The 1,793-nt window shown below is 56.3% G+C and carries 2 protein-coding genes; both read left to right on the top strand.

Annotated elements, in window-relative coordinates:
• Positions 1–490, top strand: a 490-nt coding sequence (locus ASG62_RS27045) for a hypothetical protein (RefSeq protein ID WP_162247015.1), incomplete at its 5' end; no start/stop codon positions are given.
• Positions 491–671: 181 nt separating this feature from the next.
• On the top strand, positions 672–1,724 hold the full coding sequence (locus ASG62_RS19430) for a glycosyltransferase (RefSeq protein WP_162246044.1): 1,053 nt from the start codon (positions 672–674) through the stop codon (positions 1,722–1,724).
• The last annotated feature ends 69 nt before the right edge of the window (positions 1,725–1,793 follow it).

Here is a 1,793-nt window from a genome sequence, read left to right as displayed (position 1 = left end):
CCCCATGGAACGGTTCAAGGACTTCCACGATCTCCTGAATGGCCCTCCCCAGCCAGACCTCGAAGCCGCCGGAGCCAATCTGCTCGCCCTGTGCGATGCCGCCAACACAACTCCACTGCTGATTCAGTTGCACAAGGATCTCAGTGCCCTCGTTGAATCTCGTGATTGGTGGCATGGCAAGGCAAACGAATACCTTGAATTGCTTTCGGATCTATCGAAATCAGCGGAGGCTGCAAAGACGGCTCTTAAGGGCAGAATTAAAAGCATAGAGTATACTGGAGAATCTAGTCGTCGATCCGATGATGCCGCTGTGATCGATCAGTTGACGTCGGCGCTAAAACGTTCGAAGAAGCTCTTATCTGATGGGCGAGGTAACCAGGTCACGCGTGTTGCTCGTTATGTAAAAGATCATCCTTATGCTCGGCATCCATTCCTTCGCCCATTGAGACGAGGCGTGATCTGGGCCATCCGTCGGCTCGGCCGGATTTAATAAGGCACTTCAAATCAATCTAAATCCCACCTCAAACGCTCGGTACGACGCTATGCACAGCGCTTCCGCCACCGACCGGCAGACGAGCACGGTCCTCCTCCTTCTTCCCTTCGCTGTCGAAGGCTCCCTCATCGTGCGGATTGCGCGAGCGCTGCGGAGGCGCGGCGAATCGATCCAGTGCTTGATTCAGCAGCGCGATACCGGGGCTTACAAGCGTGATAATCTCGCTGACTTCGAAGCAACCGGTGACTTAATAGACTTATCTCTCCACGATCCAGACACGTGGAGAGAAGTGCTGCGCGATGAAATCAAAACGCGCCACGTAGGCGGCTTGGTTCAAGTGGGTGCCTTCCAGCTCTATTCGCTTCTCGGCTTTCTCAAGCAGGATGTTCCTAGTCTTCGCATAGCCGATCTTATATACAATCCCATCGGACACGTCGTACGTCACTTCCTATACGAGGGCGCTATCGATCGCGTTTTCGTAGAGAGCGATTACATGCGCGGCGTGATACGGGCTTCGACCCGTCGCCCGGACCGTTGTATCGACGTTCTCCACAGTGGCATCGATCTCGACGCCTTCAGGCCGGCACCGGCATCCGCACAACCGTTGACGCTTGGCTTTATCGGGCGTTTCTCCGAAGAGAAGGGTCCCCTCGATTTCGTGACTCTCGCCGAAACCCTTGTCGTCGCTGGTTCGTCCGCGCATTTTGCCGTGTTCGGCTCGGGACCCATGGAAACAGAAATGCGTATTCGCTGCCAGACCGGTGCAGCCAGGCATCGCATAGTTTTCCATGGCTACATTTCGGATGTGCGTGATGCCTTTGGCGCGGTGGACATCCTCGTTCTTCCATCGCGGACCGACGGGCGACCGGTGGCCGTAATGGAGGCGGGAGCCAGCGGCGTACCGGTGATCGGGTCACCGGTGGGAGGCATACCGGAAATGATCGCAGATGGCGTCAACGGTTGGATCGCGGGCCCAGGCGATGTCGAACGGATTAGCGCACTGATCGCAGAACTTCATCACTCTCCCTCACGGCTCGCCAGTCTGCGTGCAAGCGCAAGGGCCTATGCTGAGAGCCATTTCAACGAAGATCTGATGCTGGACACCTATGCGGAAGCTTTCCGTGGTCTAGCAAGAGTTGAGCGCGCTGCTGCGCATCTACCCGACCTGGATATGGTTGCGAAGAATGGAGTTCCCGCGCAGACCGATACGGTTCGGAGTGCTCTTGCATGAGCGGCGGTGAGCCTCTCGTCTCGTTTGTCGTTTTGTCCTACAATTACCGTCACTATATCGGCCAGACGA

This window comes from Aureimonas sp. Leaf427 (genome assembly GCF_001425485.1).
GTDB lineage: Bacteria > Pseudomonadota > Alphaproteobacteria > Rhizobiales > Rhizobiaceae > Plantimonas.
This window is presented reverse-complemented; position numbering and strand designations above follow the sequence as displayed.